This window comes from Pseudoalteromonas sp. LC2018020214 (assembly GCF_016598755.1).
GTDB lineage: Bacteria > Pseudomonadota > Gammaproteobacteria > Enterobacterales > Alteromonadaceae > Pseudoalteromonas > Pseudoalteromonas distincta.
In genome coordinates this window covers 244059-264931 of record NZ_CP066804.1, presented here as the reverse complement: position 1 = coordinate 264931, position 20873 = coordinate 244059, and the positions used below count along the sequence as shown (strand labels likewise).

General features: G+C 41.0%; 21 protein-coding genes and 1 tRNA gene. 8 read left to right on the top strand and 14 right to left on the bottom strand.

From position 1 onward, the window contains the following. Positions 1–10: 10 nt before the first annotated feature. From rplJ to deoC, 8 genes are all read right to left on the bottom strand, one after another. Positions 11–505, bottom strand: a complete 495-nt coding sequence (gene rplJ, locus JG479_RS01235; RefSeq protein WP_002958881.1) for a 50S ribosomal protein L10 — start codon at positions 503–505, stop codon at positions 11–13. Between the two features lie 323 nt (positions 506–828). Next, positions 829–1533 carry a 50S ribosomal protein L1 gene (gene rplA / locus JG479_RS01230; RefSeq protein WP_002958880.1) on the bottom strand — a complete coding sequence of 235 codons (705 nt, stop codon included), beginning with the start codon at positions 1531–1533 and terminating at the stop codon, positions 829–831. Positions 1534–1536: 3 nt separating this feature from the next. Next, positions 1537–1965 carry a 50S ribosomal protein L11 gene (rplK, locus tag JG479_RS01225; RefSeq protein WP_002958879.1) on the bottom strand — a complete coding sequence of 143 codons (429 nt, stop codon included), beginning with the start codon at positions 1963–1965 and terminating at the stop codon, positions 1537–1539. A 214-nt stretch (positions 1966–2179) separates the two neighbouring features. After that, entirely contained in the window at positions 2180–2743 is a 564-nt protein-coding gene (gene nusG, locus JG479_RS01220; RefSeq protein ID WP_002958878.1) for a transcription termination/antitermination protein NusG, read from the bottom strand. Between the two features lie 4 nt (positions 2744–2747). Then, a complete protein-coding gene (secE, locus tag JG479_RS01215) occupies positions 2748–3125 on the bottom strand; it encodes a preprotein translocase subunit SecE (RefSeq protein ID WP_002958877.1) in 378 nt (125 codons plus the stop codon). Between the two features lie 132 nt (positions 3126–3257). Beyond that, positions 3258–3334: transfer RNA gene (locus tag JG479_RS01210), tRNA-Trp, on the bottom strand. A gap of 106 nt (positions 3335–3440) precedes the next feature. Next, positions 3441–4289 (bottom strand): SPFH domain-containing protein, encoded by an 849-nt coding sequence (locus JG479_RS01205; protein WP_149602006.1) that lies wholly within the window; start codon positions 4287–4289, stop codon positions 3441–3443. Between the two features lie 10 nt (positions 4290–4299). Further along, positions 4300–5046: a deoxyribose-phosphate aldolase gene (gene deoC, locus JG479_RS01200; protein ID WP_200219767.1), complete on the bottom strand. Its 747-nt coding sequence runs from the start codon at positions 5044–5046 to the stop codon at positions 4300–4302. 450 nt (positions 5047–5496) lie between these two features. On the opposite strand from deoC, the gene cysG reads away from it, so the two are divergent. Genes cysG through cysQ form a run of 6 tightly spaced genes read left to right on the top strand, consistent with a single transcriptional unit; the run spans position 5497 to position 12459 of the window. Further along, a complete protein-coding gene (gene cysG, locus JG479_RS01195) occupies positions 5497–6924 on the top strand; it encodes a siroheme synthase CysG (protein ID WP_200219766.1) in 1428 nt (475 codons plus the stop codon). Between the two features lie 49 nt (positions 6925–6973). Next, positions 6974–7873, top strand: coding sequence for a sulfate adenylyltransferase subunit CysD (cysD, locus tag JG479_RS01190; protein ID WP_002958873.1), 900 nt, complete (start codon positions 6974–6976; stop codon positions 7871–7873). Next, positions 7873–9297 carry a sulfate adenylyltransferase subunit CysN gene (cysN, locus tag JG479_RS01185; protein WP_024603862.1) on the top strand — a complete coding sequence of 475 codons (1425 nt, stop codon included), beginning with the start codon at positions 7873–7875 and terminating at the stop codon, positions 9295–9297. Before cysD ends, cysN begins: the two co-directional genes overlap by 1 nt. 31 nt (positions 9298–9328) lie before the next feature. Beyond that, complete coding sequence (locus JG479_RS01180) at positions 9329–11053, top strand: SLC13 family permease (RefSeq protein ID WP_200219765.1); 1725 nt, start codon at positions 9329–9331, stop codon at positions 11051–11053. A 32-nt stretch (positions 11054–11085) separates the two neighbouring features. Continuing rightward, entirely contained in the window at positions 11086–11679 is a 594-nt protein-coding gene (cysC, locus tag JG479_RS01175; RefSeq protein ID WP_200219764.1) for an adenylyl-sulfate kinase, read from the top strand. A gap of 9 nt (positions 11680–11688) precedes the next feature. Next, entirely contained in the window at positions 11689–12459 is a 771-nt protein-coding gene (gene cysQ / locus JG479_RS01170; protein WP_200219763.1) for a 3'(2'),5'-bisphosphate nucleotidase CysQ, read from the top strand. 131 nt (positions 12460–12590) lie between these two features. On the opposite strand, the gene JG479_RS01165 is transcribed toward cysQ, so the two are convergent. Beyond that, positions 12591–13076 (bottom strand): hypothetical protein, encoded by a 486-nt coding sequence (locus JG479_RS01165; protein WP_200219762.1) that lies wholly within the window; start codon positions 13074–13076, stop codon positions 12591–12593. 384 nt (positions 13077–13460) lie between these two features. Continuing rightward, positions 13461–14258 (bottom strand): alpha/beta fold hydrolase, encoded by a 798-nt coding sequence (locus JG479_RS01160; RefSeq protein ID WP_024597059.1) that lies wholly within the window; start codon positions 14256–14258, stop codon positions 13461–13463. A gap of 446 nt (positions 14259–14704) precedes the next feature. Between JG479_RS01160 and JG479_RS01155 the strand changes: the two genes are divergently transcribed. Both JG479_RS01155 and JG479_RS01150 read left to right on the top strand, forming a co-directional pair. Beyond that, positions 14705–15988 carry an aromatic amino acid transport family protein gene (locus JG479_RS01155; protein ID WP_193226833.1) on the top strand — a complete coding sequence of 428 codons (1284 nt, stop codon included), beginning with the start codon at positions 14705–14707 and terminating at the stop codon, positions 15986–15988. 133 nt (positions 15989–16121) lie between these two features. Then, the gene (locus tag JG479_RS01150) at positions 16122–17465 is read left to right on the top strand and encodes a M24 family metallopeptidase (RefSeq protein WP_200219761.1); all 1344 of its coding nucleotides are present in this window, start codon (positions 16122–16124) and stop codon (positions 17463–17465) included. A 51-nt stretch (positions 17466–17516) separates the two neighbouring features. On the opposite strand, the gene speD is transcribed toward JG479_RS01150, so the two are convergent. The 4 genes from speD to astD form a co-directional block, all read right to left on the bottom strand. Next, positions 17517–18329 (bottom strand): adenosylmethionine decarboxylase, encoded by an 813-nt coding sequence (gene speD / locus JG479_RS01145; protein ID WP_024597058.1) that lies wholly within the window; start codon positions 18327–18329, stop codon positions 17517–17519. An 88-nt stretch (positions 18330–18417) separates the two neighbouring features. Then, positions 18418–18831: an OsmC family protein gene (locus JG479_RS01140; protein WP_002958863.1), complete on the bottom strand. Its 414-nt coding sequence runs from the start codon at positions 18829–18831 to the stop codon at positions 18418–18420. Positions 18832–18917: 86 nt separating this feature from the next. Next, complete coding sequence (locus JG479_RS01135; protein ID WP_002958862.1) at positions 18918–19265, bottom strand: DUF3802 family protein; 348 nt, start codon at positions 19263–19265, stop codon at positions 18918–18920. Between the two features lie 132 nt (positions 19266–19397). Continuing rightward, positions 19398–20867: a succinylglutamate-semialdehyde dehydrogenase gene (gene astD, locus JG479_RS01130; protein ID WP_200219760.1), complete on the bottom strand. Its 1470-nt coding sequence runs from the start codon at positions 20865–20867 to the stop codon at positions 19398–19400. Positions 20868–20873: the final 6 nt, after the last annotated feature.

Here is a 20873-nt window from a genome sequence, read left to right as displayed (position 1 = left end):
CAGCTTAAAATTAAGCAGCTTGCTCTTCTTTCTGTACACGTACTGCTTCAATTGTTTTACACAATTTGCCAGCAGACGCTTCTTTCATAGCACTCATTAAGCGTGCAACAGCTTCATCGTATGTAGGTAATGTAGCAAGCATTGCTGCATCAACAACATTTCCTTCAAAAGCGGCCGTTTTAAGCTCGAATTTCTCATTCTTTTTCGCGAAATCTGAAAAGATACGCGCAGCAGCACCTGGGTGCTCTGATGAGAAAGCGATTAAGCTTGGACCAACAAATGAATCAGAAAGACACTCAAAATCTGTTCCTTCAAGAGCACGTTTTGCTAAAGTGTTACGGACAACTTTCATCCAAACACCATTTGCACGAGCTTCTTTACGAAGGGCAGTGATTGCGCCAACTGTTACACCACGAGAATCTGCAACAACTGCAGATAGAGCACCATTGGCTGCTTCGTTGACTTCAGCAACTATTGCTTTTTTGCCTTGAAGATTTAAAGCCATGGGTGTTACTCCTGGTTTAATGGGGGTACCGATTATCGGATTCCCCTGTTCTACTCTTCCCTACCAAACAAGGTAGAGATGCTTTTTACGGCGAGAGCCAGAAGGATTAGGAAAAATCTATCTGGGGTCTACACCGTCTACGTAGGTGAATATTAAGGCCGAAGCCACCTACGGTCTTGGACGGAAGCCCAATTTATCGTTAACCCCAAAGGCTTAACGAAATTATGGACTTCAACCCGAATTCTTTACTTTGCAAATTAATAAATTAATCAACAAAATGGCGCGAAATTATAGTACAAATTTCACGCCATGTAAACACTCAATTAAGCAACAATAGTGCTTAAAGTGTTTTGGTCAACAGAAACACCTGCGCCCATTGTTGTAGAGATAGTTACTTTCTTCAAGTAAACACCTTTAGCTTGAGAAGGTTTAGCCTTCTTAAGCGCAACAATTAGAGCTTCAAGGTTTTGTTGTAACTGCTCTGCAGTGAAATCAACCTTACCAATAGTAGTATGGATGATGCCATTTTTGTCATTACGGTAACGTACTTGACCTGCTTTAGCATTTTTAACTGCTTCTGCAACGTTAGGCGTTACAGTACCAGTTTTAGGGTTTGGCATTAGACCACGTGGGCCTAAGATTTGACCTAGTTGACCAACAACACGCATAGCGTCTGGTGATGCAACAACAACGTCAAAGTTCATCTCGCCTTTTTTAACTAGTTCAGCAAGATCTTCCATACCTACTAATTCAGCACCGGCTTCTTTTGCAGCTTCTGCATTAGCGCCTTGTGTGAATACAGCAACACGAACGTCACGACCAGTACCGTTAGGTAGTACAGTAGCACCACGAACGTTTTGATCAGATTTACGAGCATCGATACCAAGGTTAACGGCAACGTCAACACTTTCTACGAATTTAGCTGTCGCTAACTCTTTTAAAAGAGCAACTGCTTCATTGATTTCGTAATCTTTAGTTACTTCCACTTTTTCGCGGATAGTACGCATACGTTTAGTTAATTTAGCCATTTCTTAGTCCTCTACGTTCAAGCCCATCGCACGCGCAGAACCTGCGATAGTGCGAACCGCTGCGTCCATATCGGCAGCTGTAAGGTCAGTTCGTTTTGTCTCAACAATTTCTTCAAGTTGAGCACGAGTTACTGTGCCTACTTTATCAGTGTTAGGACGGCCTGAGCCTGACTTGATACCAGCAGCTTTCTTAAGTAAGTAAGCAGCAGGTGGCGTTTTCATGTCGAACGTAAATGAACGGTCACCGTAAACAGAGATCACTACAGGAACTGGAGCGCCTTTTTCGATAGACTCTGTACGTGCGTTAAACGCTTTACAGAATTCCATGATGTTTACACCGTGTTGACCTAGTGCAGGACCTACTGGAGGACTAGGATTAGCCATACCAGCGGCAACTTGTAGCTTGATTAGAGCTTCAACTTTTTTAGCCATTATAAATACCTCATTTGGTGGGTCTCAGCCTTGTGCGCGCGAGGACGCGTACTCTAACGGCTTCCCAGTTTAAAAATTGGTTTCGTACTTTTTGCACAGTAAAAAATAAATTTTACCTTAATACAAAAAGGCCGCTGATTATAAGTTAATCAGCGGCCTTTTTCAAGCTTCATGCCAAAATTTAAATAAAAATTAGCGAAGCTTTTTTAATCAATTACTTATCTTGCTCAACTTGACCGAATTCAAGCTCAACTGGCGTAGAACGACCAAAAATAAGTACAGATACTTTTACGCGGCTCTTTTCGTAGTCAACTTCTTCAACTACACCACTGAAATCTGCAAATGGACCATCTGTAACGCGTACAACTTCACCTGGTTCAAATAATGTAGCAGGTTTAGGTGCTTCAGCATTTTCTTGTAGGCGATTAAGAATGCGCTCAGCTTCTTTAGGGCTGATAGGAGCAGGACGATCAGACGTACCACCAATAAAGCCCATAACGCGCTCTGTGCTGTTCACTAAGTGCCAGCTTGCGTCATTCATATCCATTTGTACTAATACATAACCTGGGAAGAATTTACGCTCAGATTTACGCTTTTGGCCAGCGCGCATCTCAACAACTTCTTCAGTTGGTACTAATATCTCACCAAAGCTCGATTCTAGACCTTCGATTTTAATATGTTCAATTAACGTTTGAGCTACACGCTTTTCGTAACCAGAAAAGGCCTGTACTACATACCAACGTAACTTAATTTCTTTGTTCTCGTTCTCATCCGACATGGGATCAGATCTCCAATCCAGTTAAAAAGCCTACAGCGCGGAATAAAATGCCATCTAATCCCCAAAGGATAAGTGCCATAATCACTGTTGCAACCATTACAATTAATGTCGTGTGGGTAGTTTCTTGGCGCGTTGGCCAAATAACTTTGCGTACTTCAATTCGAGCTTCTTTAGCGAAAGCAAGAAAGTTACGTCCCTTAAATGTTTGCGAGGCAATTGCTAATCCGGCCGCTATTGCAACAACAACGCCAATAGCACGTAGTAATACAGATTGATCTGCATACATGTGATTACCAACAACTGCGCCTGCAAGTAGCGCGATTGCTACTAACCACTTTACTGACTCCATCGCACTTGATGGTGTTTCTACATTCGTGCTCATAATATTATTACCTTAACTACAGACACAACAACCCTACACTACGGCAGGGTTAATCCATTAAAATCTAAACTTAAAAACAGACTTAATTTAAACCGGTTTTTAATCTCAGACTACTCAAATAACAAGTAAAACTGGCAGGGGCGGAGAGATTCGAACTCCCAACCATCGGTTTTGGAGACCGCTGTTCTACCAATTGGAACTACGCCCCTGCAAAGTGGATGCCTATTATACTTACGCAAATCATTTACACAAGTCTAAAAGGTACCCACAATGCAAAATCGCTATAAACAATTAAGTACTTAAATAATAAAAGACTTAATTTGCACCTTTAACAATCGGCACACCATTGTTTCCAACCGGTATATACACTGTTGTGTGGTTAGGTGACGATGCCATTTTTATTTGTGCATTTATGGCTTCATGCTGAATATAATTAGCTGTTAGCGTTGCATTAATAATTTTTTGCGCCTGAGCAATACCTTTGGCTTCTTCTACCCTAATTTCAGCGTCTTTTTTGGCAATCTCTTTTTGTGTTTCTTTTTCCGATAATAACTGCTGAGCTGCTAACTTTTTCTCAACTGCATTAGCAACAATATCAGGGTAATTGATGTTGCCTACTACAACACTTGCAAGCTTAAATGGCGTTGTAGAGAGGTAATTTTGCAAACGCAGAGTGACCTCTTTAGCTATTTTTTCACGATTTGTTTTAAGTTCACCACTATCGTATTTTTGCACCGTGTCACGTACATATGTTCTAAATGTTTCACGTACAAAACGTTTATACCAATTTTCGGCACCGTACTGCTCGACTACAGTTTTAACTGAGCCACTTTCAATAGCAATAACAGCATGAAAATCAAATTTAATACTTAAATCATCATTCGCTAAAATTCTAAATGTCTCGGTATATGTATTAGGTCGCATATCGATGTTTACCACTTCATTTCGCAGTAACGACATACCGTAATTAGATGGGCCCTTCATTGTTCCTTGATAACCACCTTCACCAAATACACGCGGCTTTTCGAATACGTAGCCTTCTTCACCTGCGGGTGTGCTTGGGTTAGTACATGCAGTTAATCCAAAACCAACGACTCCTACAACCAATGCACCTTTAAATAGGTTATTAAACAATGTTTGTGTCCCGGAGTTTCTTGCTCTCATCATCTTTCCTTTAATTACTTTTTAATATTTTATAAACGTCACTTAACAAGCTTGAAGCACCAAACCTAAATGTATTTGCTTGCAAATAATCATCACCCATTATTGCGCGTGCTAGTGCTAAATAATCACTAGCATCGGCAACAGTTTTAACACCGCCGGCCGCTTTAAAGCCCACACGTTTGTTTGATTTTTTAATGGCTGTTAGCATAATTTTTGTTGATTCAAGCGTGGCATTTACAGCCACTTTACCCGTACTGGTTTTTACAAAATCAGCACCGCCTTCAATTGCAAGCTCCGTGGCTTGAGTAATAAGCGCGTCGGTTTTTAGCTCGCCGCTTTCTATTATTACTTTAAGTTGCGCGCGCGACCCACACGCTTTTTTACTTTCGCTTACATAGTTAAGTACAGTTTGAGCATCGCCCGCGATTAACTTTTTATAAGGAATAACCAAGTCAATCTCATCAGCGCCGCGCTCTATTGAAATAAGTGTTTCGTTAATTACATCACTCAGTGGTGCATCACCCGTTGGGAAGTTAGTGACTGTTGCGACTTTTACGTGGTTAAGCTCACGCGCTGCGAGTGCTATTTTTGCATCATCAACAAAGTCGCTATAAACACATACTGCGGCAGGCGTACCTAAGGTAGGATTTATGCTATCAACAAGTGCTTGAATGCTTTTGGTGGTATCGCTGGTGTTTAAGCTTGTTAAATCCATCAGTGCGACTGCTAATGCGGCATCTTTTTGGTGTTGTGTCATTAGAGCTCCGTTGCTTATGTAATACCAATTTTATTAAAAACATGATCATTTTAGTGTATTAAATAACGCACTAACTAGGTTAAAAACTATTTATATAGAACAACTATGTATCATAATTTTAGCCTTGTTATTGAGCTATTTTCTCGTCGCTATAATAGATCACTAATTTAATGCAATTGGTATAAGTACAAAATTTGATATGCCTCCATATTAACAAATTTAACCAAACTCGCTATAGCTCATAACCAAACACTATAAGCTGGTTATTTTACTTGTAACTCGGCGCAATCCCTTGTTAACTAGCTCTTAGGCCTAAAAAGCCCACCTATTATAACTTTTGGTTATATCAACTTGGTTTTAATTATTTTTTACTTATTGATAGCCGCTATATTCTGCTTATCAGAATAAAGCGTTTTCTTATATTTGAATTTGTTTAGGGGTGTTATAAACGTGCAGTATTTACCTATCTTTACCAAACTCGACAACAAACCAGTATTGGTTGTTGGCGGTGGAGAGGTCGCATTACGCAAATGTCGCGCGTTTTTAAAAGCGAGAGCAAGCGTTACTTTAGTAGCACCTTGGTTTTGCGACGAACTAAAAGAGCATGCACATAATAATGAAGTAACGCTTATTGATGCTTATTTTGATGAATCGCACCTTGATGGCAAAATGCTTGTTATTGCAGCAACCGACCGCGATGAAGTAAACAACAACGTATTTGAACTTGCCAATGCCCGCAATGTGTTTGTAAACGTGGTTGATGACCAACCTAAATGTACGTTTATATTCCCATCCATTGTTGACCGTGACCCAATTACGATTGCTATATCAAGTGCTGGCACAGCGCCCGTACTTGCACGTCGCTTACGCGAAAAGCTCGAAACTCTTATTCCACATCATATTGGCCCACTTGCAACACTTGTCGGTGGCTTTAGAGACAAAGTAAAAAAACGCTTTAAGCATTTTTCAGACCGCCGCCAATTTTGGGAAGGCGTGTTCGACTCATCTGTCGTGAGTAAAGTACAAACCGGCGATACCCAAGCCGCACAGCAGCAACTAGATCAAATGCTAGATGCGAAAGCAGAACCTGAAGGCGAAGTATATGTAGTAGGTGCAGGCCCTGGCGATCCAGAGCTTTTAACTCTTAAAGCACTGCAACTTATGCAACAAGCCGACGTCGTCGTTTATGACTTTTTAGTCTCTGACGAAATTATGGAACTAGTGCGCCGTGATGCTGACCTTATTTGTGTAGGCAAACGTTTAGGCGATCATAGTGTTGTTCAAGAAGATACCAACCAAATGCTGGTCGACCTTGCTAAACAAGGCAAAAAAGTATGCCGCATTAAAGGTGGTGACCCGTTTATTTATGGCCGTGGTGGCGAAGAAGTACAAGTACTGGCTGCTAACAACGTAAATTATCAAATTGTACCAGGTATTACAGCCGCTGCAGGTTGTAGTGCTTACGCGGGTATTCCGCTTACTCATCGCGACCATGCACAAGCCATTCAATTTGTAACTGGCCACTGTAAAAAAGACGGTCAAGAACTTGATTGGCAATCGCTGGCAAAAGCAAATCAAACGCTGGCTATTTACATGGGCGTAATTAAATCGCCGCACATACAAGGCGAGCTTTTAAAACATGGCCGCAAAGCCGACACCCCTGTTGCCATTATCGAAAACGGTACACGTAAAAATCAGCGTGTAGTAACAGGCCAATTAGGCGAACTTGCCGACTTAATTGAACGCAACAGCATTATATCGCCTGCGCTACTCATTATTGGTGAAGTAGCCGCCCTGCACTCGCAACTAGCGTGGTTTGGGAAAAACGAGCAAACAAGCAGCTTTGCACAGCCGCTAACAGATGTATCAAATACATAACCGAATTTTAAATTTGTAACTTTTAATCATTTTAGTAGGACGACTAACAATGGCTTTAACTCACCTTCAGCAACTTGAAGCTGAAAGTATCAAAATCATGCGCGAAGTCGCCGCTGAGTTTGAGAACCCAGTAATGCTTTACTCTATTGGTAAAGATTCGTCGGTACTTTTGCACTTAGCGCGTAAAGCATTTTACCCTGCAAAAATTCCGTTTCCGTTATTACACGTAGACACCAACTGGAAGTTTCGTGAAATGATCGAGTTTCGCGACCGTATAGCTAAAGAATACGGCTTTGACCTACTGGTACACAAAAATCCAGAAGGCATTGAAATGGGCGTAGGCCCGTTTACGCATGGCTCGGGTAAACATACCGACATAATGAAAACCCAAGGCTTAAAACAAGCGCTAGATAAATACGGCTTTGATGCTGCATTTGGTGGTGCACGCCGCGACGAAGAAAAGTCACGCGCAAAAGAGCGTGTTTATTCGTTTCGCGACAAACACCACCGTTGGGACCCTAAAAACCAACGCCCAGAGCTTTGGAATACCTACAACAGCCAAGTTAATCCGGGTGAGAGCATTCGTGTTTTCCCATTATCTAACTGGACCGAGCTTGATATTTGGCAATACATTTATCAAGAAAACATCGAAATGGTGCCATTGTACCTAGCTAAAGATCGCCCAGTAGTTGAACGCGACGGTACTTTGATTATGGTTGACGATGAGCGTATGCCTCTTAATGAAGGTGAAGTACCGCAAATGAAATCGGTACGTTTTCGTACATTAGGCTGCTACCCACTTACCGGTGCAGTTGAATCAACAGCCAGTACTTTAACCGAAATCATCGAAGAAATGCTGCTATCTACGTCATCTGAACGTGAAGGTCGTGTTATTGACCATGATTCAGCCGGCTCAATGGAGAAGAAAAAACGTGAGGGGTATTTTTAATGTCTAGCCAAAATAACGATACATTTAACGAAGTAAAAGAAATAGGCATAGACGCCTACCTAGCACGCCAACAAGACAAAAGCTTATTACGCATGCTTACTTGTGGCAGCGTAGATGACGGTAAATCAACACTGATTGGCCGCCTACTGCACGACAGCCACCAAATTTATGAAGATCAGCTAGCAGCCCTTCATAAAGATAACGAAAAAGTAGGTAATGCAGGTGAAGATCTTGACCTTGCTTTATTAGTTGATGGCCTACAAGCTGAGCGTGAACAAGGTATTACCATTGACGTAGCGTACCGTTACTTTTCAACGGCTAAGCGTAAATTTATTATTGCCGACACGCCTGGGCACGAGCAATACACGCGCAACATGGTAACTGGTGCATCAACAAGCGATGTCGCCATTATTTTGGTTGATGCGCGTTACGGCGTACAAGTACAAACTAAGCGCCATAGCTTTATTTGTGACTCGCTGGGCATTAAACAGTTTGTTGTTGCCGTTAATAAAATGGATATCGTTGATTTTGACGAAACCGTGTATGAAAAAATTAAGGCCGATTACCTTAAATTTGCTGAGCAACTTAACGTATCAAACATTAAGTTTGTGCCTATGTCGGCGCTTAAAGGCGACAACGTAGTAACACGCTCTGCACATACACCGTATTACACCGACAAGCCGCTACTAGAATTACTAGAAGATTCGCCAGCAGCCGAAACAGATACAGGCTTTGAAGCGCGCCTACCTGTGCAATATGTCGTGCGTCCTAACTTAAACTTCCGTGGTTTTCAGGGCACACTGACATCGGGCAAGATGCACGTAGGCGATGCTATAAAAGTATTACCGTCGGGTAAAACATCAAGCATTAAAGAAATTGTTACCTTTGATGGCAATTTAGATAGCGCCGAAGCAGGCCAAGCAATTACCGTTACCCTAAATAACGAGATTGATATTAGCCGAGGGGATGTAATAGTACCTGCAAATTCAACGGCCGCTGTTACTAACCAGTTGCAAGCTAAAATTGTGTGGATGCATGAATCGCCATTAGTGTTAGGTAAAAGCTATAACCTAAAACTAGGTAGCAAAAACACCTCAGCTATTGTTAAAAAAATTGATTACACAATTGATGTAAACACGCTTGAGCACGGCACTAGCGACTCATTACAGCTAAACGAAATTGCGATTGTAACGCTTGAACTAACCGAAACTATTTTGGCAGACGAGTACCACAGCAATCACGAAACAGGCTCGTTTATCCTAATCGATCGCTTATCAAACCTAACGGTTGCTGCGGGTATGATTGAGCAAGTACTGCAAAGCCAAACAAAGCAAAGTAACTTTAGCGAATTTGAAGTTGAATTTAACAGCTTAGTACGCAAGCACTTTCCGCATTGGCAAGCGCTTGATATTTCTAAGTTATAAGTTAACTTTAGCCTGTTAGGAATTTAAAAGCATGGTAGAACAGCTCGTTTTAACAGGCATTATGCTTACCTTAGTCGGGTGCCTTTTTGGCACCCGTATTAATCCAGCATGGTTATTTGTAAGCGCTATTGGCACCAGCTACTTAGCCGGGCTAATCGATCTTGAAAGTATGTTAGTTAACTACGCTAACCCGTCGCTTATCACTTTAGTGCTATTGGTGTTAGTGTCGACCGCAATAGAAAAAACCACCCTAATTCAAAAGTTAGCGCAATCGCTATCTAAAGGTAGTTTAGTAAAATCGGTAACAAAATTGGGGTTATCAACCGCCTTTTTATCATCGTTCACTAACAATACCGCAGTTGTTGCATCGCTTATTACCGCAATAAAAGACAACCCTAATCACTCCCCTTCAAAGCTATTATTACCGCTGTCGTACACTGCTATTTTGGGCGGCACCATTACGCTTATTGGTACATCAACCAACTTAATCGTTAATGGTTTTGCAGTAGATGCGGGCATGGAACCGCTGGGCTTTTTTGACTTTACCTTAGTGGGTTTAGGCGCGTTAAGCGTAGGCCTAATTACCATTTTAGTGATGCTTAAATACTTACCCGACAACGGTAAAAGCGACCAAGAAGTCGTGCCTTTTTACCTAGAAGGTAAAGTACAAGCAAGCTCAAAATTAATAGGCCAAACCGTAGAAGAAAACGGCCTGCGTGATTTAAAAGACTTATTCCTCGCGGAAATCATTCGCGACGGGAGCCGTATTTGCGCAGTCACCCCGCAGCAAATTATTCAAAAAGACGACGTGCTGCTGTTTGTAGGTGACATAAAATCGGTGCCATTACTTACCCGTTTCGACGGTTTAAAAGTAGTGCACGAGAATCATCAAAAAGACATAGAACACTTAGTAGAAGTAGTCGTAAGTCAATCTTCAAAATTTATTGGCAAAACCGTAAAAGAAGCCCGCTTTAGAGAGCAGTTTCATGCTGCTGTTATTGCCATTCGCCGTGGGCACGACCGTTTACAAGGCGGTCTTGGGCAAGTGCAATTACAAGCTGGCGACTCGTTAATACTCGCCCCAGGCAAAAACTTTTACACCTTGCCTAATTTAAAGCGCGAATTTGTGTATATTTCAGGGTTTGACTTACAAGCCCACCTTGCACCTAAGCAATCAAATATTGTGCTACTAAGCTTTGCCGCAGTACTGGGTTTAAGCATTATTGGCATAGTGCCGCTGGTTAAAGGCTTATTAGTATTACTGATTGGCTTAATGCTCAGCGACACCATAAAACTTAACGAAGTAAAACGCCGTTTTCCTATCGAGTTATTAGTGGTAGTAGGCAGCGCCATTGGCCTTGCTAAATTAATGATAGGCACCGGACTTGCCGGGCAAATATCCGACGCTCTATTTATGGTACTTGGGGATTTTGGCCCGTACGGCGCATTTATTGCCATATTTTTAATGACCGTATTATTTACCGAGCTTATAACTAACAACGCAGCTGCTGCCTTATCGTTCCCTGTTGCTTACTCGCTCGCGGTTGGTTTTAATGTAGACCCGCTACCGTTTATTATGGCGGTTGCCTTTGGCGCATCAGCCAGCTTTATATCGCCATTTGGGTATCAAACTAACCTAATGGTTTATAGCGCGGGTAACTATCGCTTAAAAGATTACATAGTGATGGGCTTACCCCTTTCAATTATTTATTCAATCACGGTATTAACCCTGATCCCGCAGGTATTTCCGTTTTAATACCAGCGCTCACAGCATAAGAGACTCTCACTATGGATGAAAATATAGTTTGGCATAACTACGCAACGACAAAAGCACAGCGTAGTGAGCAAAAAAAACATAAGCCCGCTATTTTATGGTTTACCGGCTTTTCAGGCTCTGGCAAAAGCACCGTAGCAAACGCACTAGAAGCGGCGCTTAATCAGCAAGGTACGCACACTTACCTGCTCGATGGCGACAACTTACGCCACGGTTTATGTAAAGATCTAGGCTTTAGCGACGAAGACCGCATTGAAAACATTCGCCGCGTAGGCGAAACCGCAAAACTAATGACCGACGCTGGCTTGTTAGTACTTACTGCGTTTATATCGCCTTTTAGAGCGGAGCGCGATATGGTGCGCAGCTTAGTAGATGATGGCGAATTTATCGAAGTATTTATCGATACCCCACTGGATGTATGCGAAAGTCGCGATCCAAAAGGCTTATACAAAAAAGCCCGCGCAGGGGAGATAAAACACTTCACTGGTATCGATTCAAGCTACGAAGTGCCAAACAATCCAGAAATAATTTTAGATACAAGTAAAAACACCCTAGACCAATCGGTTACACAACTGATAACGTATCTAAAACAAAAGCACATAATATAGGTTAACCCCATGAATCAAACCGAACTGCTAGAAGAAACCCTCATCCTTGCCCGCAAAGCAGGCCAAGCGATAATGGGAATTTACGAAAAGGACTTTAACGTTGAGTACAAAGCCGATGAAAGCCCCGTAACCGACGCCGATTTAGCAGCTCATAAACTGATTGTGGCAGGGCTTCAACAGCTCACACCCGACATTCCAATACTCAGTGAAGAAAACGCCGACATAAGCTGGGATGTACGCCAAACGTGGAAAAGCTACTGGTTAGTTGACCCAATCGACGGCACTAAAGAATTTATTAAAAAGAACGGTGAATTTACCGTAAACATCGCCCTAATTAAAAACGGCATTCCTATTTTAGCCGTAGTTGATGCACCCGCCCTTGGCGTATCGTACTTAGCCGCCGAAGCCATTGGCGCATTTAAAGATAAAGGCGATGAGCGAATTGAGCTTAAAGTAACGACCAAATCTAATAAAGGGTTAATTCGAGTTGTAGGCAGCCGCTCCCACCCATCACCCGATTTAGCCGAGTTTGTAAAACGCTTTGACGAGGTTGAAATGGTGTCTAAAGGCAGCTCACTAAAACTCTGTTTAGTCGCTGAGGGCAGCGCCGATATTTACCCGCGCTTAGGTCCAACTTGCGAATGGGATACAGGCGCAGGCCATGCAATCGCCGAAATAGCCGGTGCTAAAGTGACTAAGCTTGATGGCAGCCCGCTTATTTATAACACCAAAGATGAATACTTAAATCCGTATTTTATTGTGAGTGCGATAGAAGAGTAAGCGCAGTTTTAAGTGGTTAGCTATCGGTTGTTAAAAAGACAATTGGTAGCTTTTTCTCTTCATATTATGAAAAGGTGACAACTACACGTTGAGAAGACTATTACCCTGTTGAAAGCGCTTATTATATGCCTTTAGTTTGCAGGCTTATTTCTGTATCTTCGCAACTTTCTTAACAAGTGTTCGGGATCTTCGTCAGAGCCTTTAGCTCTCAAATATTCTTCGGCTATTTCATATTTCGAACGTTTTTTCTTTTTGTTACCAATGGCTTCCATAGATAATGTCATCTCTAAAAATTTAACGTCTTCCTTTTTTGCTTCTCGCCCAGAAAAGTTTCCAATACCTTTAATGGGCTTCCCATAAAATGATTCTTCAAGATCAACTTTACCAGCTTGTAACATATACACTTCATAAATCTCTGATATTTTTAGTAGTAATTCAGGTGGTGGGTAAATCCCAAATTCCATAAAATATGCAAGTTTACCAAGTGGATTTTCCGACTCTATAGGGCGATTACTTTCTAAATTTAACTCACTATAAAAATGTTTATTGAGGTACTTCCACGCCTCCTCTAATTCATTAATGGTTTGCTCATTAATATCTAGATATTTACTCTTCATAGCCAACCTTTAAAATATTACTGTAAAAATAAATGCAGCAATTATGCTACCTAAAGTATTTAACGCTAATATACCACTTGGTTTCTCGTACCACTTTATTGAATTATTACTCATACTATTCCCCCTTAATTAGTTAAGTAATAATTATTAATTAAATAAACCTAATAAGTAAGGACACTCAAGCTTCTAGATATCCGTTGCCACACCTATTCAGATAAAATCTAAAAAACTATAAAATAAAGTAAGAATTGACGGGAGCTATGGCGTGTTGGGTTTATTACTTTAGGTCTTGTTTTTCGTTTAGGACGAAAGCCAAAAAGAATGATCTAATCCAATTTACTAAGTACTTACCCCTCATTGCACACTTTTTAAAAGCTACAACCCTCAACGGTTTTGCTGGGCGATAAACGCAAGCGAATGCTGGTTAAATAAGTCAGGGCGTTCCACATTGCAGACATGGCCGCAATGGTGAATAGTTTGCAGTACGCTATTTTTATGACGCTTAACCATTTCTTTAACAGGGCCAAGGAACATATGATCTTCCTTACCCATAATGTAAAGAATGGGAATATCAATGTCTTTTTCTTTGAAGTATTGCATTAAAGGATTTACGTCCATGGCTAATTTAAACCATTTTATAAACTCTTTTTGGCACAAGCGTTTTGCTTCACGAACAAACAAAAGTCGAGATTCTTTATGACGCTTTTTCGGCATCATAATAAAAGCAAATAAGCGATACAGCCACATATAAGGCAAGAAGTGTTTAAAAGTATTGCCTAAATAAACCAATGTATTACTGCGGGTATTAAAACGAGTAACCGCTCCACCTAGCACCATGCTAGAAACATATTGCGGCGCAATTTCAGCAATATTTCGAATGAGTATTGTGCCCAATGAAATACCAACAAAGTGTGCGCTGGTGATATTGTTATGATCTAACACATCGATAATGTCTCTAGAGACATTATTAAATGAATAATTATTATCAACAAAGTTTTGTACTAAGTTATTCGATTTACCGTGACCACGAAGATCTAGCAACAACACATTATATTCTTTTTTATAGGCTTTAAGCTGACGAAACCAAATTGCCGAACTACCACCTGCTCCATGGACAAATACAACCCATGTTTTACTGGTTTCGTGCGCAAAAGTAGTATGGAAGAGAATCTCTTTGCTCATTACAGTTAGTGGCCTATTTACTTCGTTTGGCATATTCAATTGCAGGAAGTATAACGGAGTTTAATAAAAATCGCTTATGAAGTTCAGATCAATGGCTTCTACTTAACAGCTTTTGGGAGCAGACTTTGATTTTTAAATGAAAACCAATAAAAATAACCAGTCCCTAGTTTTGCGTTATGAAAACCGCCTACCTCGGCCTTGCTGCTCGCGTGACACTATAGCGTGTTGGGTTTCGCTGCGCTCTAACCAACCTACTTTAAAATTATAATGTGGTGCTGCCGCTTAAGGGTGTTGCTCACTTTTACACCGCTGTTTCGTATTCATGACACTTACCCTTCAATTTGGTCTAATTAATTAGTCTACAAATCCTCTCAAAACATGAAATTTTTAGCTAAAAACTATATTCTTGCGCGCGATTATTATTTAAATAATGGATAAACACACACATGACAACATCTCAAGATGCAACGCTTTCAAATGCATCAACAACAGGTGCACACACACCTTCAAACACACCCACTTCTAAATGGAACCTGCACGATACGCAGTGGACTTTAAGCCTTTTTGGTACCGCCGTTGGTGCGGGTATTTTATTTTTACCTATTAATATTGGCATTGGCGGTTTTTGGCCGTTAATTATTTTGGCATGCTTAGCATTTCCAATGACCTTTTGTGCACACCGTGGATTAGCGCGTTTTGTACTTTCATCAAAAAATAAAGATGCCGATTTTACCGATGTAGTTGAAGAGCACTTTGGTGTGACTGCGGGGCGGTTAATTTCTTTATTATACTTTTTATCTATATTCCCAATTTTGCTTATTTACGGTGTGGGCTTAACTAATACCGTTGATAGCTTTATGGTTAATCAAATGGGGATGGAATCACCTTCTCGCGTGTTGCTTTCGGGTGTATTAGTTGCAGGTATGATTAGCTTAATGATGGGCGGAGAGCGCTTAATGCTGCGTGCCTTTGCTATTTTAGTTTATCCGCTTGTGGGTATATTGTTCTTTTTATCACTTTATTTAATCCCAAGCTGGCAAATGCCAGATATGACAATGCCTGAAATGGGCAGCTTTGGAAAAACGTTGTGGTTATCGATTCCTATTATTGTGTTTTCGTTTAGCCACGCAGCGGCTATCTCAAGCTTTGTAAACGTGCAACGCGGTCACTACGGTGAACAAGCTACACATAAGTCTGAGGCGATTTTAAAGCGCACTAGCTTACTACTTATTACCTTTGTACTGTTATTTGTGTTCTCTTGCGTGCTGTCGCTTACAGGCGAGCAAATGGTAGCGGCTAAAGCCGCTAACGTATCGGTTTTATCCTACCTTGCTAATATTACTGATAACTCGTTTATTGCCACACTTGGGCCGCTTGTTGCCTTTATTGCTATTACATCGTCGTTTTTGGGTCACTTTTTAGGGGCGCGTGAAAGCTTTACGGGTTTAGTAACTAAACAAACAAGCTTAAGCGCAAAAGCGGCTGATAAAATTGGTGTGTTAATTATGTTTTTAGCTATTTGGTTTTGCGCTGTTAAAAACCCAAGTATTTTAGACATGATGGATCAGTTATCGGGCCCTATCATCGCGATGATTTTATTCATCATGCCAATGATCGCAGTTTATAAAGTGCCTGCACTTCATAAATACCGCAACCGTTTAAGCACGCTATTTATATTAGCGGTTGGCTCACTTGCTGTATTTGCACTTATTTACAGCATGATTAATTAATACGCTATATATTCAAAAGCCCAGCTAAGTTAATTAGCTGGGCTTTTTTGTTTGTACGCTTTGTCTCAAATTATTTTTTTATAGTGTGGGTTCTGGCATGTTAAGTACAAATTAGCCTAAAAATAGCCCAACTATGCAATACAATAAATTATTACTAATAAGCGCATGTTTGCTCGCAACACTATTTGTAAGCCCTTTAGTTAAAGCCTCAGAACCTCCAATAATTTTATCAATGAAAGAGCGCGCAGCGTTTATAGATAAAATAACTGAGCTTAGAATCAATAGCTTAATGCCCTCGTTAATGAAGCAGCACAACACTGATATGTGGCTTCTTATAAGCCGAGAATACAATGAAGATCCAATATTAAAAACAATGCTGCCTGCAACATGGCTTTCAGCCAGACGCACCACCATTTTGCTATTTGCACTTAATAAGCAAGGTGGGGTTGATGCTTACGCTATTGCGCCTTATAAAATAGGTAATGTATTTAAAAAAGGCTGGGATAAGCAAACACAACCTAGCCAGTGGCAGGCGCTCAATACGCTTATTGAGCAATACAAACCTCGCAACATTGCGCTTAATACTTCTACCGACTGGGCACATGCCGATGGCCTTGTGCTAGGCGATTACAAAACCTTAATGGCTAACTTACCCGCCACTTATCACAATAAAATAATTTCTGCAGAGCCGCTTGGTGTTGCGTGGTTAGAACAACGCATTCCTGAAGAAGTTGAAATGTATAAACATATTGTGGCTATTGCTCATCATATTATTGCAGAGGGGTTTTCGGGTAAAACAATTACGGTGGGTGAAACAACTAGCGATGACTTGGTATGGTGGTTTAGAGAGCGCGTAAAAGAGCTAAAACTACAAACATGGTTTCATCCAAGCGTTGCTATTCAACGCGCCGATGCGAAGTCGTTTAATCATGAAGAAAGCTTTACCAATGGCTACGATGATAACGTTATACAAGCCGGTGATTTACTTCATGTCGATTTTGGTATTACTTATTTACGTTTAAATACCGACACGCAGCAACATGCGTATGTGCTCAAAGAAAACGAAACGAGTGCGCCTAGTTACTTAGTTGAAGCACTAAAAAGCGGTAATAAACTCCAAGATATATTTACCAATCAATTTGCGGTAGGAAAAACCGGTAATGAAGTTTTAGCTGCAGCACGAAAAGCCGCTATTGCTCAGGGATTAAAACCCACTATTTATACTCATCCTCTTGGCTTTCATGGTCATGCTGCTGGTACTACATTAGGTATGTGGGATTCTCAGCAAGGTGTACCGGGAGATGGGGACTATCCGCTACATTTAAATACGGCTTACTCAATTGAGCTTAACAATGCGGTGTTTATAAAGCCGTGGAATAAAGAAATAAGAATAATGCTAGAGGAAGATGCTATTTTTGATAAAAGCGGTGTCTGGTATTTAAATGGCCGACAAACACAATTATTGCTTATAAAATAAAGCAAAAAAATGGCGCTCACTGAGCGCCATTTTTAATTTAATTCGTTGCTATTATTCTGTATCTGGCAGGTTACGGCCATAGAATATTTCTTGCATTTCGCGAGTCAGCTTAGAGCGAATTTCGTCTTCTTCTTCATCCGATAACTCATCAGTAGAAAGGCCGAATAAATAGGTATTTAAGTCGGTTTCTTTTAACATCATTTTAGTATGGAACAGGTTTTCTTGATACACGTTCACGTCCATCATTTGGTACGCTTCTTTGGTATCTTCTGTCATGAAGTTTTGAATCGAGCTAATAGCATGATCAATGTAGTGCTTAACACCGTTTATGTCGCGGGTAAAACCACGTACGCGGTAGTCTATTGTTACTACGTCTGACTCAAGGCTATGAATTAAGAAGTTTAACGCTTTAAGTGGCGAAATAATGCCACAGGTAGATACTTCAATATCAGCACGGAATGTACAAATACCATCATCAGGGTGAGCTTCTGGGTATGTGTGTACACAAATGTGGCTTTTATCTAGGTGTGCAACAACTGAATCAGGTAATGGGCCTGGTGCTTCGTCAGCATCGTAATTTTGCTGCTCTTCTACTGGTTCTTCTGAAACCAAAATAGTTACACTTGCGCCTTGCGGTTCATAATCTTGGCGCGCTACATTTAAAATGTTAGCACCAATAATATCAACAACTTCACCTAAAATATCGGTTAGTCTATCTGCACTGTACTGCTCATCGATATATTCAATATATTCTTTACGTTGTTGCTCGGTCTTTGCGTAACAAATATCATAAATACTAAAGCTTAAACTTTTGGTTAAATTGTTAAAGCCATGAAGTTTAAGTTTATCGAAGGGTTTGTTCATAATAAACCAACCTATAAATTAGTGGGTTCTGCACCTGCAGAATGAAAAGTTCGCGGATTTTATACGAATTTTCCTCGTGGAAAAAGCGTTATTTTGCTTGATCTTGCACAACTTCGTGGCTATGCGTAATTTCTACTGTTTTATCAAGCATTAATGCAACCGAGCAATACTTTTCAGCAGAGAGTGAAACTGCACGTGCAAGGTGCTTTTCAGACACATTATTGCCTTTAACAACAAAGTGTAAGTTGATTTTGGTAAACACGCGCGGTGCTGTTTCGGCGCGTTCTGCACTGAGTTGCACTTGTACGTCTGAAAAATCTTGTTTAGCTTTTTTTAAAATACTAACCACATCAACTGATGAGCAACAGCCAACTGACATTAAAACCATTTCCATTGGGCTTGGTGCTGCGCTATCGCTGCCGCCATCAAACACAACATTGTGGTTAGAATTAGAACGGCCAATAAACGTATCGCCTTCAACCCATTTTACATTTGCTTGCATTGTTATATCTCAAAAAAATATTTTCTTGATTGTAAGCAACTTAGCCGTAGTTGCAAATGAAAATGCAACGCAGGGCTATAAAATGGCTAAGATTGTTGTGCTAATGCGCTATCAAAGAGGTTTTTCACTAAACCTGCAAATTCATCTATAAAAGCATGCTGTTCAACCGTGACAGGCTGTGAGGTGATGCTGCTGAGGACTTCTTCTAAATCGTAAACTATGCCATCAACTTCACGTACAATTTGACTACGCTGCTCTGTGTTGAGGTCTGTGTGCTGCTCGCAAATAAGCATCACATTTTGTGCAATAACGTCTTCGATTAATTCCATTACTGTTGGAGCGCCTGGTTTTATTTCGCCTGGCTTCTCAAACAATGCTAAATTTTGAGTTAGATACATGATCAAATCATCGTACCCTTGCCTATCTAAAACCATTATGCGAACCACCTAAATATATTTAATTATGCTGATTTAAGCAGAAAGAGTCGATAATTACTAGCCTTGTACGATAGCAATACAAAAAAAGCAGCCGAAGCTGCTTTTATAATGATTAAGTAGTATTACTACTTAATCTATTTTTAAGCCTGGGCTTAGTGTTGCTGGCATCGCTACTTTTTCAAGCTCTACTGAAGCAACTGGGTATGCACAGTAATCAGCTGCGTAATACGCGCTTGCTCTGTGATTGCCCGATGCGCCAATACCACCAAATGGTGCTGCGCTTGATGCGCCAGTAATTGGGCGATTCCAGTTAACAATACCAGCGCGAATACGACGTAAAAAATGGTCGTAATCTGCTGCACTATCACTTAATAAACCAGCCGATAAACCAAAGGTTGTATCGTTTGCTTTATCAATGGCTTGGTCAAAGTCGTCAAAGCGGAATACTTTTAAAAGTGGTCCAAAATGCTCTTCATCTGGGAAGTCACTAATATTTGTACACTCAATAATACCTGGTGTTACAAAACCGGTATTGACTGTGTGCTCAAGCTCTACTAATACTTGAGCGCCAAGCTCAACAAGCTCGTTTTGCGCTTTAACCATGCCCGCTGCTGCCGCTGATGAGATCATAGAGCCCATAAATGGCTGGTCTGCATCATCGTAGTTACCTACTTTAATCGCTTTAGTTGCAGTGATAAGGCGCTCTAAAATTGCATCGCCTTTGCTACCTTTAGGTAAAAACAGTTTACGTGCACATGTACAACGCTGGCCGCTTGAGATAAACGCTGATTGAATAATATCGTGAACAACCGCTTTAGTGTCTTCAACGTCAGTAATAATAAGTGGATTATTACCACCCATTTCTAGCGCTAAAATTTTACCCGGTTGACCCGCAAACTGTTCATGTAAAATATGACCAGTACGCGAAGAACCCGTAAAGAACAAGCCATCAATACCTTTGTGAGCAGCAAGAGCTTTACCCGTTTCTACTTCACCTTGAACTAGGTTAATTACACCGGCTGGTAAGCCTGCTTTTTCCCACAGTTTAAGCGTAAGCTCGGCAACTTTAGGAGTCAGTTCAGACGGTTTAAATACAACCGTGTTACCTGCTAAAAGCGCTGGCACAATGTGGCCGTTAGGTAAGTGACCCGGAAAGTTATACGGACCAAACACAGCTACAACCCCATGTGGCTTATGACGAATCATCGCACGGCCAAGTGGCATTGCGTTTTCTACATCGCCAGTGCGCTCTAAAAATGCTTTTTCAGAAATGGCAATTTTACCAACCATAGCACCCGCTTCTGTGCGAGTTTCCCACAGTGGCTTACCTGTTTCTTGTGCGATAGTAATAGCGAGCTCTTCGCTGTTTTCTTTTAATTGCGCTGCGAATGCTTTAATTATTTCTAAACGCTCAGTAAAGCTTTTATCAGCCCATACATAAAACGCTTCGCGCGCTGCATTTACTGCGGTGTCTACTTGCGCCGCAGTTGCTGATGATGCCTGCCAAATAACGTCGTTATTTGCAGGATTTACTGAATTAAATTCTGTGCCTTGGCCTTGTGACCATTGACCATTAATAAATTGTGCAGGATGAGTCATATACTT